The following is a 9,068-nucleotide window of genomic DNA, read 5'->3' on the forward strand; positions in this document are numbered from 1 at the left end:
GCTGCTCGGCGAGTTGGTGGTGTGAACCATCAAATGGTCAGACGACTTCCGCAACTGGCCGCCCATTGCGTCATTTCGCTGCTGAGCAGCAACCGCGTCGCTTTAGGAGCAAAGCGGATATTAACTCCGATGACCGTGCGGCAGCATGACGACCGATCCGACCTGCAAGCTTTGCGATGATACGGGGTGGGTCTGCGAGAACCATCCGCATCTCCCTTGGGAAGGAGAGCGCGCATGCGGCTGTGGCGGAGCGGGTGCGCCTTGTCCGGCCTGCAACAAGCCTGAGGACGGCGAGCCGCCACGCATGCCAAAGGGCTTTAGGACCATCATCGACAAACAGGGCTGGCGGCACTGATGGCGAAAGAGGACTGGTCGCGCGTCTTCGACGACCCCATCACGCTGCCCGACGGGCGCGAGCTGCGCACGTTGCGAGAGGCCGGCGAATATATCACCCGCCTCCCAAAGCGCGCCCAGGAAGCCCGAGAATGGCTCGTGGCGGCGGAGATGGCGCTGCTGGCCAGCTCAGGGCCGCGTCCCGCTCATGTTCGCCCATATCGGCTTTCTGAAGGCGCTCCGCCCGCCCCGCGCAGATCCCGGCGTGGCGCCTCCGCCCAGGAAGAAAACCGCCGCGATTTACGCCAGAGTGTCGTCGGACAAACAGAAGGAGGAGAACACGATCGCCAGTCAGACGAGCGCGCTGATCGCTTTCGCGCGCGAGCAGAACTGCGACGTGCCGGCGGAATGGGTGATCGAAGACGACGGCTATAGCGGCGCGAGCCTGTTGCGCCCTGGGCTTGAACGACTGCGCGATCTCGCCGCAGAAGGACGGATCCAAGCCGTGCTCGTCTATGCTCCCGATCGGCTGAGCCGGCGCTATGCGCATCAAATGCTTCTTATCAAAGAGTTCGCGCGCGCCGGCGTCTGAGGTCTTGTTCATTCGCTCGAGACGGGCGGCGACGCCGGAAGACGAGCTCCTGCTGCAGTTTCAGGGCATGATCGCCGAGTATGAACGCGCGCAAATCCTGGAGCGGTCGCGGCGAGGGAAGCGCCATCGCGCCCTTCAAGGCCAAGTGAGCGTGCTTTCTGGCGCTCCGTTTGGCTATCGCTACAAGCGCAAGACCGATCACTCTGCCGCCTATTATGAGATCGACGAGCGACAGGCCGGTGTCGTGCGCTGGGTCTACGAGCTTTACACCGCAAAAAACCACAGCATCGGCGCCATCACGCGCCTGCTCAATGAGCGCCAGATTCCGACAGCCAAAGAAACAGGCCGCTGGGAGCGCTCGACGGTCTGGGCGATGCTGCGCAATCCCGCGTATAAAGGAACGGCCTGCTTTGGCAAGACGCGGATCGCGCCGCGCATGCGTGTGACGCGGCCGTTGCGATTGCGCGGCGGCGTCGCGCCTCGCAACAGCGCCAATCATGAACTTTCGCCACGGCATCAATCGCAGATTTGCCGGGCCGATAGCCAAAGGAGTCCGGATGAAACACCGGCTCCAAGATCGGCTCGAGATATCGGCGAGCGACTTCCTGAGCAATGCGGTCGGCGACCGTTGGAATGCCCAACGGCCTGATGCCGCCACCTGCTTTCGGAATCTCGACGCGCCGCACCGGCGGGGGGAAGTAGCTCCCTGAGGACATTCGATTCCAGAGCTTGTAGAGGTTGCCCGACAGGTTGGCCTCGAAGTCTTCAATCGATTGTCCGTCTACGCCAGCCGCTCCCTGGTTGGCCTTCACACGTTTGAAGGCTTCCCAGACTTCCCGCTTGGGGATCAGAAACGGCTTTGCCTCGTCCATGGGTTCGTCCTGTCTCCAGTTGGCCCATGGCCAAGGCTGAACAACGCAGCCCCTTGGCTCCAGCCCCATTACAGGACCTTCACTGCTACTACGGGCTGCTCCGTCCCTGCCCTGCGTGTCGGTACTCTCGCCCTCGCGATTGGCGCGCCGCTTGTGGCTTGTCCCTTCACGCCGCCCATTGCAGGCTGGCGGCGTGACGCAGTGCAGGATCTCACGTTCCATACGAAAGCCTAGTCGAGCTTCGCGCCGCCTACATGCCGGATGCCGCCCGGGCCGTATCAGGCATCCCCCGGGCTGATCCCAGGGGAAGGGTCATCCCCCGGTTTTGACATCGCCTAATCCGCTTTCGACACTTCATCGACGGTTTGCTTGCGCTCGCCTCTCTCGACCTTGCCGTCTGGACTTCCTGCCCAGACTTGACTGCAACGCTCACCACCACGACTTTTGGCCGCAGCAGCTTGCAGTGGCTTGGGATCAGCACCTGATTGCCGAACCCGAAGGGCCCTCCTTCATCTCTCGTACAGTTGCGCGTCGCCGTTTGGACCGGCTACGCTCGTGACACACGACCCAAAGCAGACCTTGGGCCCTTCCAGAAGGGTATGAGATTTCGGACGGAGGCGCTTGTGTCGGCACTCGCGTGCGCGGGCGTTACAAATTGTCATATTCCATAAGGGTAACGCTTTTTGGGCCACAATCGTTTGGGTGACGCATCACAAATTTTGTAGCCTTCCTGCGGCTTTTTCTCTGGCGTCAAATCCGTTCCAGCCGGAACATCGGTTCGTAGTCCGGCTCGATGGTGACGCGGCCGACAGGCATCACCAGCCGCGTCCCGACCACAGTGATCCGATACCGCGCAAGCAGGTGCGCCAACACGATTTGCGCTTCCGACAACGCAAAATGCAGCCCGATGCAGATGCGTGGCCCGACGCCAAACGGGATATAGCTAGGCATTTGCACCCAGGGCGCTGACTTGCCGGCGAACCGGTCGGGCATGAAGGCCGTCGGGTTCTGCCAGAATTTGCGATGCCGCTGCATGATCCAGGCGCTGGCCCAGATCTGATCGTTGGCCGCCACACTCGTGCCGCTGATCGTGTCGGGACCGTTGGCCTGCCGTACGATATGCGGCAGTGGCGGATAAAGCCGAAGCGCCTCAAGCAGCACATTGCGCAGGCGTGGCCAGTTCGCCAGATCCTCGAGCATGCGGACACGGTCGGGCGGGAAAGCCGCTATCTCACTGGAGAGCCGCTGTTGTTCCTCCCTGTCGAGCGTCAGCAGGTACCCAGACCAGAACATCAGCCGCGCGGTCGTTTCGGAACCCGCGAAAAACATAGTCGCGGACTGATCGCGAATTTCGTCGTCCGACAGCATTTCGCCGGTGTCGGCATCCTTGAGTTGGAGCAGCAGATCGAGGAAGTCGCGATTGTCCGCCGACCTCGGTTCGGCCTTACGCTGGGCGATGATTGCCGCAATCGCGGCGAACCATTTGGATTGAAACCGCCTGCGCTTTCCGAGGGCGAATCCAAAAGAGTTGTCGCTTGGGGCGAAACCGTCGAGGAGACCGGGACGTCCGGCACCTTCGATGTAGCCCCGCACCAGCGCACTCAGTTCTTCACGCGCCCGGTTCTCGGGCATCGAGAACAAGGCGCGCAGCACGGCTTCGAGCGCTGTATCCTGGAACGCCCTCGAGAGATTGACGCTCGGCTTGCCTTCGGCATCATGCAGCAAATGCCGCGCCGCCTCGTGGAAATGCGGCACCAGCACGTTGATGCTCGATGGCGTGAAGGTCGGCGCAAGCAGTTTGCGCTGGCGGCGCCATTCGGCCCCTTCGGCCAGGAAAAGGCCGGAGCCGCCGAGCGGAACGCCGATACGGCGCACGACGGATGGTCGCCGATAGTTCGCTGCGTTGATCGTCAGAAAATGGCGAACACCTTCTGGGTCGCTCACGACCAACGTAGTGATCCCCAACGTGGTTCGCTTGATCACGAGAAGGTCGAAGGCGTAGTCTGGCCAAATCGACAGGCTGGAACGAGCAGCGGCCGGAAGCAATCGCCACACCGGCAAATCCGTCGAATGCACCTTAGGTGCAGTCGGGACAACTCTCGGTGCGACGGCTGTCATCATAACAGGACCTATTTTGAGTTGCCGCTGGACTTGCCCGATGTTTCCGATTGCGTTGCAGCCGTTCTCGTTCCCATCCCAATTTAAACAATATGGGTTAGCAGGCCTTGGCCTACCATGTTCCGCTTACGGGACTGCGCCGCTCCGCCCGACGCGCCGCCTCGCTTCCCGGTGAGGGCAGCACTCATCTACGCGGTTGCGGAATGACCGCTGTTGGCCCAACTCGGACCTCCGGTGAGGTCCGCTATTGCGCCGCTATCAGGGTCGCAGCGGACCTCGTACGCGCCCTGACTGCGGCGCGGGTTTGTGAGTACACGCCCTGGCACAGGATTTCTGCCTACGGGCCGACATCTGCGCCCTTATAAGTACACGCCCTAGCCGCCCGGCTTGCGCGCCGATGGCGGCAGTGGGGTGTCGCCGAAATCGAGCGTCGAGCGCTGGATGATCGCGCCGCTTGCGTCGATGACGAGACGGAAGCGGCGGTGTTCCGAGAAGAAGGTCAGCCGATGCCTTCCCTGATCGGCGTCGACCCCGCGTTCCGACAGCGTCGTGATCTTGCCGGATCGCAACTGGGCCTGCAGCAACGGCACGGCGATGCCAAGGCCCTCGGCCACGACATCGGCGTCGACCTCGAACGTGCCGTCAGTAATTTCGATTCCCGTCATGACGCCCTCGCGGACAGCCGCGGCGCATAGGCACAGTCCGCCAGCGTGCTGCCGTCGAGCTCGCGCATGAACGCCTCGCGGGCCGCAGCGAGTTTCGCTTTCAGCCGGCAGCGCGGCAACAGCACGCAGGCCCCGCCATCGTTCCTGAAGCATTCGACCAGCGCGCTGTCGCCCTCGAGCGCGCGCACCACCTCGCCGAGCGTAATCGCCTGCGGCGGCCGCGCCAGCGCAAAGCCGCCGCCGACGCCGCGCTGGGTGGTGATGAAGCCGCAATCGGCGAGGTCGCGCACCACCTTGGCGAGGTGATTGCGGGAAATGCCGAATTCAGCCGCGATCTCGCTGGTGGCGAACGACCGGCCGGGCTCGCCGGCCAGCCGCATCAGGGCGCGCAGGGCAAAATCCGTGAACGACGTCAGGCGCATGGGAGCCCCTCGAAATCAGAACTTGGCAGCCCTGCTATAGCGCCCTAAATGGGTATTTGAAATACATATTTAAGGAGACCCGCCATGACGGGGGCAGAGCGCGGCGAGCAGATCACGGCCGACATCGTGCAGCGGACCGGGATCACCGAGGCGATGATCGAGCGCCTGGTGCACAGCTTCTACACCAAGGTGCGCAGCGACCCGATGCTGGCGCCGGTGTTTGACGCTAGGATCAGCGATTGGGAGCCGCATCTGAAGCAGATGTGCGCGTTCTGGTCGTCGGTCGCGCTGATGACCGGGCGCTATCACGGCACCCCGATGGTCAAGCACATGCCTTTGCCGGTCGATGCCGCGCATTTCGACCGCTGGCTCGAACTGTTCGAGACGACCGCGCGCGAGCTCTGCCAGCCTACGGCGGCGGCGCATTTCGTCGAGCGGGCCCGGCGCATCGCGGCAAGCCTCGAGATGGGCGTCGCCGGCGGGCAGGGCGTCATGCTCGGCGTCGGCGAGAGGTTTCGACGGGACACAACAGGAGCAGTCCAATGAGACGCAGAGCCAGGGCAATCGCGCGCGCCATCGACGTCGCGGAGTTTCAGCGGGATCAGGCCGATCCGTGGTCCGGCAGCAGCCTGGTGCCGATGCTGATCATCGGCCTCGCGCTGACCTTTGCCGGAATGATTGCGGCCCTGGCGCTGAGCTGACGACGGACGAGGCGGCCGACGCTTCACCGTGACGGCCGTTCGCTGCGCGTCGCGTTCGGCTCGCATCGCGCCCTCGGAATGCAGGCAACCCCTGAGCTCGCTGCCACTGAAGCTGACGCTTCCCAGGGATGACGGTGACAAACAAGCCCGGTCTCACCGAGGAGAGCGCGAAGTAAGCCGTAGCCCATCGCGCAGGGAAAGCCGGAGTGTTTTCCGGTTTCACCTGTGGTCCTACCCCCGTGCTACCCGGCTTTCCCTGCGCCCTCTACTCGATGAGAGGGTGGGAAGTGAAGCAAAGCTCGGACGATTCCCGTCGCGAGAACGCGGATTTGCATCCGCATCGCTGTTTGACAATTCAATCGCGGCCTCACCCCGTCATTGCGAGGAGCGAAGCGACGAAGCAATCCATCGTCCCGCGTATGCTACTCGATGGATTGCTTCGCTTCGCTCGCAATGACGTGGAGAATGTGCAATCGCCGCTTACTTCGCAAAGCCTGTCATCGGGCGCGCATTCGCGCGACCCGTTGGCTCGCAATGACGGCGGCTACTACGTCGTCACCTCGCCACCGCTCCTGCGCAGGCCGACATATTGCAGCTCGGCGAACACGCCGGTGGCGATTGCCTGCGCCACCACCACGATCGTCCCGAGCAGATTTGGCGACACCGCGCCCGAGAACAGCAGTGCGATGCTGGCGAGTGTCCAGGCGGCGTTGCCGGCGACCACGATCATCACCAGCGCCTTCGGCACCTGTGGCCGCGTGCCGAGCCAGCCGACCAGCGCGGTGTAGGCGATCAGGAACAGGCCCGTCTCTCGCAGCAGCGCTTCCGGCAGGTTCAGGAACGGCGCCAGCGCGCCTGCATCGAGCGTCATCACGACGGCGGACACGCCGCTGAAGATGGCGTCGGCGATGAGTGCGCGGCGCAGAAACTGGGATGAAGTGATCATGGCAGGGTTTCCTCTCGTTGCGATTGAAGGCCGGCACCCCCGTGCCGTCCGGGGTGTCAGCGGAACCAGGACTGCATCTGGCGCCACAGGCGGACCGGGCAGAGCGCCTGGCCGACCCTCATCTCCACCGCCGCGACCTGCGCGAACACGAACACGCCGGTGTCGTGGACGATCGGTTGCGGCATGTTGAGGGAGCCCGCCAGCATCCAGGTGGCCAGATAGACCAGCCACGGGGTGAGGGCGGCGAGGGCGCGGACAAGGGACAGCATCAGCATGGTCATCTCCTGTGGTTGCGAAGATGATCCGCCGCGCGAGCCAATTCGATTACCTGGCACATAAGAACGGCGCCTGTTCAAGATGGTCCTAAGGTACTCGACGTTGTTCGGTAGGCGCCCATAACCCCTTGAAAAACGGGCCGTTCTGGATACATCAGTGTTCGTCACTGTTTGTTCTCGTCCGTCCTCAGCCATCCGATCTGTTGGTATATTTGTTGGCATTTGTTGGTATCGGAAGAACAAACGTTCTCGATACTTCCGAAATGCCGAACACAAGGGGATCTGCAGCAGATGGCACGCAAGGATGAGGTCGCTAACCCCGAGCAGATCAGGACCGACGTCGATTGCCGCGCCGCTCGACCCAAGCTTGAGAGCGGCGAGTGGAGAGCCACCAAGATTTCGGACGTGACCGGCGGCGGTCTCTATCTCTTGATCACGCCGGACCCGAGCAGGCCCGGCAAGGCCGGCTCCAAGCTTTGGCGCATGGCCGATCGCTTTCACGGCAAGCAGAAGACCTATTCCATCGGGCCTTACGGAAATGGCAATGATGGCACTGTCTCGCTCGCCACGGCCCGCCAGAAACGTGACGCAGCAAAAGCCTTGCTCGCACAAGACAGGCCGGTCGATCCCTCGATCGAAAAACAATTCGAACGGCATCGCCAGGCGGCTGAGCGCCCTTTCGGCGTGTGGATCGACGAATGGCTTGCGGACAAGAAGACCGAGAAGATCAAACGTGGCAGGCTTATCACTGTGCGCAGTCCTGAAACACTCGCGCTGCTCGAACGATGGGCCGGCTACCTGAAGGACCGTTTCGGCAAATTCTACCGCCAAGATATCAAGCGTCCCGACGTGCTTGCCTTCTTTCGGGGGATGCAGGCTGAAGGGAGGTTAGAGACCCGCGACCGAGTCCACAGTATTGGTGAGCAAGTCTGCGACTACGCCGACCTCGAGGGCGACGGATATAATCCGTTCCGTGCCTGCAAGAAGCAACTCACTGTCAATGTCTCGACGCCACGGCCTGGCGTCACTGAGTCGCAGGACGTGGTTCGTCTCTTCAGGTTGATCATGCCGTCATGGGAGAAGGCGAGATTTGGCGATGTGGTCGGTGAAGCCCTTCGGGTCGATGCCTTGACGATCCCTCGCCCTGGGATGATCAATGACATGGAATGGACCGAGGTCGATTGGGATGCCAAACGTTGGACCATCCCAGCGGCGAAGATGAAAAACGGATGGGACCATGTTGTGCCGCTGTCGCGGCAAGCCCTCGCGATCCTGCGGCGTGTGCAGCAGATCACGGGTAATCGGCGGTACGTGTTCGCTTGTGCCAAGGACGCGCCGCTGTCCAGCAGAACGCTTTGTCATCGGCTGCGTTCACTAGGCATCGACACCAAGACGGAGCATTGCGCCCATGGCTTCCGTACTACGTTTTCGACCCTCTGCCACCATGAGGAGATCAATGAAGCCAAGGTTTGGGACGGCGACATCATCGAATTGCAGTTGGCGCACCTTGAGAGCGACTCAGTAAGAGCGATCTACAAACGGCACGGACCGTTGGCGCTGATCGGTTCGCGCACCAAGCTGATGCAACATTGGGCCGATCGCATCGATAGCTTAGCTGATCCAAGAAAGATTGTGCCGATCATGGCACCCTCTGGGGGGCAGGAACCAGGTAAGTTAGCGGGCCTTTCCTTATGTCCTCGGCTCAATGCGAGGTAGGTTCATATGATAGGCGTCGATGGAATCGGCATCGACCATGGTCTGGCCTTCCATTTTGTAGGCGATGATTTTCCCTTTCTTGATCAGCTCGTAGGCCTTGGTTCGGCCGAAACCACCCCGCTCCAAGGCCTTCTTTAATGGAATCAGGTTCCGTTTGTGGCGGGGCTCATCAATCATCATCGCCGTCGATCCCTCCCGTGCTCGGCTGGTCACCTTGTCCCTGCCGCAGGAAGAAGGCTCTACGTTAATTCAATCAATCATGGCCTCCGCTCGCCGGTCTAGTGAAAGCAAAGAAGGCTTCGAGTATTATGGGACGGCTGAAAGAGCCGAGGACTATTGTGAGCCAGTGAGATCGGAAAAGAACTCAGAGAGCTGGTCGCGGAATTCTGCACAGGACGATAAGTGGAATTTCTGCCTGACAGCGGGCA

At 61.8% G+C, this 9,068-nt stretch carries 12 protein-coding genes and 2 pseudogenes; 7 read left to right on the forward strand and 7 right to left on the reverse strand.

Features of this window, described 5'->3' with window-relative positions; genetic code table 11:
* From ACFFWD_RS25345 to ACFFWD_RS25355, 3 genes and pseudogenes are all read left to right on the forward strand, one after another.
* Positions 1 to 180, forward strand: a 180-nt coding sequence (locus tag ACFFWD_RS25345) for a hypothetical protein (RefSeq protein WP_376969714.1), incomplete at its 5' end; no start/stop codon positions are given.
* Positions 181 to 541: 361 nt separating this feature from the next.
* Positions 542 to 925 carry a recombinase family protein gene (locus ACFFWD_RS25350; RefSeq protein WP_376969716.1) on the forward strand — a complete coding sequence of 128 codons (384 nt, stop codon included), beginning with the start codon at positions 542 to 544 and terminating at the stop codon, positions 923 to 925.
* A pseudogene (locus tag ACFFWD_RS25355) lies at positions 876 to 1,289 on the forward strand (recombinase family protein); the annotation flags it as partial. The gene ACFFWD_RS25350 and the pseudogene ACFFWD_RS25355, both read left to right, overlap by 50 nt.
* Positions 1,290 to 1,434: 145 nt before the next feature.
* Here ACFFWD_RS25355 and ACFFWD_RS25360 read toward each other — a convergent pair.
* The 4 genes and pseudogenes from ACFFWD_RS25360 to ACFFWD_RS25375 all read right to left on the reverse strand — a co-directional run.
* Positions 1,435 to 1,797, reverse strand: a pseudogene (locus ACFFWD_RS25360) (group II intron reverse transcriptase/maturase); the annotation flags it as partial.
* Between the two features lie 750 nt (positions 1,798 to 2,547).
* A complete protein-coding gene (locus ACFFWD_RS25365; protein ID WP_376969718.1) occupies positions 2,548 to 3,741 on the reverse strand; it encodes a cytochrome P450 in 1,194 nt (397 codons plus the stop codon).
* Positions 3,742 to 4,289: 548 nt separating this feature from the next.
* Positions 4,290 to 4,580, reverse strand: a complete 291-nt coding sequence (locus ACFFWD_RS25370) for a DUF6522 family protein (protein WP_376969720.1) — start codon at positions 4,578 to 4,580, stop codon at positions 4,290 to 4,292.
* Positions 4,577 to 5,002 carry an RrF2 family transcriptional regulator gene (locus ACFFWD_RS25375; RefSeq protein WP_376969722.1) on the reverse strand — a complete coding sequence of 142 codons (426 nt, stop codon included), beginning with the start codon at positions 5,000 to 5,002 and terminating at the stop codon, positions 4,577 to 4,579. Before ACFFWD_RS25375 ends, ACFFWD_RS25370 begins: the two co-directional genes overlap by 4 nt.
* An 84-nt stretch (positions 5,003 to 5,086) precedes the next feature.
* On the opposite strand from ACFFWD_RS25375, the gene ACFFWD_RS25380 reads away from it, so the two are divergent.
* Both ACFFWD_RS25380 and ACFFWD_RS25385 read left to right on the forward strand, forming a co-directional pair.
* Entirely contained in the window at positions 5,087 to 5,548 is a 462-nt protein-coding gene (locus ACFFWD_RS25380) for a group III truncated hemoglobin (protein WP_376969724.1), read from the forward strand.
* Positions 5,545 to 5,703 (forward strand): hypothetical protein, encoded by a 159-nt coding sequence (locus ACFFWD_RS25385; RefSeq protein ID WP_376969726.1) that lies wholly within the window; start codon positions 5,545 to 5,547, stop codon positions 5,701 to 5,703. The genes ACFFWD_RS25380 and ACFFWD_RS25385 overlap by 4 nt, the downstream gene beginning before the upstream one ends.
* A 547-nt stretch (positions 5,704 to 6,250) precedes the next feature.
* Here the strand turns inward: ACFFWD_RS25385 and ACFFWD_RS25390 are convergent.
* Entirely contained in the window at positions 6,251 to 6,649 is a 399-nt protein-coding gene (locus tag ACFFWD_RS25390; protein ID WP_376969728.1) for a hypothetical protein, read from the reverse strand.
* A 56-nt stretch (positions 6,650 to 6,705) separates the two neighbouring features.
* A complete protein-coding gene (locus ACFFWD_RS25395) occupies positions 6,706 to 6,924 on the reverse strand; it encodes a hypothetical protein (RefSeq protein ID WP_376969730.1) in 219 nt (72 codons plus the stop codon).
* A 291-nt stretch (positions 6,925 to 7,215) separates the two neighbouring features.
* Here ACFFWD_RS25395 and ACFFWD_RS25400 point away from each other — a divergent pair, with 291 nt between their 5' ends.
* Entirely contained in the window at positions 7,216 to 8,640 is a 1,425-nt protein-coding gene (locus tag ACFFWD_RS25400) for a tyrosine-type recombinase/integrase (protein WP_376969732.1), read from the forward strand.
* On the opposite strand, the gene ACFFWD_RS25405 is transcribed toward ACFFWD_RS25400, so the two are convergent.
* Entirely contained in the window at positions 8,614 to 8,820 is a 207-nt protein-coding gene (locus ACFFWD_RS25405) for a helix-turn-helix domain-containing protein (RefSeq protein ID WP_376969734.1), read from the reverse strand. The genes ACFFWD_RS25400 and ACFFWD_RS25405 overlap by 27 nt on opposite strands.
* Before the next feature lie 34 nt (positions 8,821 to 8,854).
* On the opposite strand from ACFFWD_RS25405, the gene ACFFWD_RS25410 reads away from it, so the two are divergent.
* On the forward strand, positions 8,855 to 9,068 hold a 214-nt coding region (locus ACFFWD_RS25410; protein WP_376969736.1), incomplete at its 3' end, for a hypothetical protein.

Origin of the sequence: Bradyrhizobium erythrophlei (assembly GCF_042430365.1) — a bacterium.
In the GTDB taxonomy this organism is placed as follows: Bacteria; Pseudomonadota; Alphaproteobacteria; order Rhizobiales; family Xanthobacteraceae; genus Bradyrhizobium; species Bradyrhizobium erythrophlei.

What these genes read in the sequence shown, in the direction of transcription:
- ACFFWD_RS25400 (WP_376969732.1), top strand. Translation starts at nt 7,216, where the DNA reads ATGGCACGCAAGGATGAGGTCGCTAACCCCGAGCAGATCAGGACCGAC.
- ACFFWD_RS25395 (WP_376969730.1), bottom strand. Translation starts at nt 6,924, where the DNA reads ATGCTGATGCTGTCCCTTGTCCGCGCCCTCGCCGCCCTCACCCCGTGG.
- ACFFWD_RS25370 (WP_376969720.1), bottom strand. Translation starts at nt 4,580, where the DNA reads ATGACGGGAATCGAAATTACTGACGGCACGTTCGAGGTCGACGCCGAT.
- ACFFWD_RS25390 (WP_376969728.1), bottom strand. Translation starts at nt 6,649, where the DNA reads ATGATCACTTCATCCCAGTTTCTGCGCCGCGCACTCATCGCCGACGCC.
- ACFFWD_RS25385 (WP_376969726.1), top strand. Translation starts at nt 5,545, where the DNA reads ATGAGACGCAGAGCCAGGGCAATCGCGCGCGCCATCGACGTCGCGGAG.
- ACFFWD_RS25405 (WP_376969734.1), bottom strand. Translation starts at nt 8,820, where the DNA reads ATGATGATTGATGAGCCCCGCCACAAACGGAACCTGATTCCATTAAAG.
- ACFFWD_RS25380 (WP_376969724.1), top strand. Translation starts at nt 5,087, where the DNA reads ATGACGGGGGCAGAGCGCGGCGAGCAGATCACGGCCGACATCGTGCAG.
- ACFFWD_RS25350 (WP_376969716.1), top strand. Translation starts at nt 542, where the DNA reads ATGTTCGCCCATATCGGCTTTCTGAAGGCGCTCCGCCCGCCCCGCGCA.
- ACFFWD_RS25375 (WP_376969722.1), bottom strand. Translation starts at nt 5,002, where the DNA reads ATGCGCCTGACGTCGTTCACGGATTTTGCCCTGCGCGCCCTGATGCGG.